Genomic DNA, 497 nt, shown 5'->3' on the forward strand with positions numbered 1-497 from the left:
GGCACCAGGTCGAGCACCGGCTCGTAGTAGCGCGGCTGCGCCACCGGGATGCTCGCACGCACCTGCTGCAGGTAACGGCGCAGGGTGCGATCGGAGACGTCGATCTCGCCGAGCTTCTCACGCAGCTTGCGTGCGACCTTCACGGCGCTGAGCTTGGGGTAACGGCGAAGCAGGTATTCAATGAACGGCCGATGCTCGTCGAGCCGGTGACGCCGCGGCTGAGCTCGCTCGAAGACGATGTCCGCCGGCGACTGTGCGAGGTACTTGCGCACCGTGTTCCGGGACACCCCCAGCTCTCGGGCGATAGCGCGGATCGATAGTCCGCGGCCTTCGTCGTAAAGCGCTTTGATCTTGTGAATCACGACCCACTCCTTCACAGCTCCCGTCTCCACCGCTCAGTTCGGCAGCCGACGGTATGGTCATTCGTGGCCAGGGGCCACCCGAGGGTGGGTCAATTTTCTTGGCCAGCCGTGGGTCAGTTTACGGGGCCGCTAACA

Annotated in this window: 1 protein-coding gene; it reads right to left on the minus strand. The window is 64.4% G+C overall.

What is annotated here, in order from left to right; genetic code table 11:
• The coding region (locus LRG07_RS13815; protein ID WP_238642781.1) for a helix-turn-helix domain-containing protein at positions 1-362 on the minus strand (362 nt) is incomplete at its 3' end.
• Positions 363-497 lie beyond the last annotated feature (135 nt).

Source organism: Halorhodospira sp. 9622, assembly GCF_022228025.1.
Classification (GTDB): domain Bacteria; phylum Pseudomonadota; class Gammaproteobacteria; order Nitrococcales; family Halorhodospiraceae; genus Halorhodospira; species Halorhodospira halophila_A.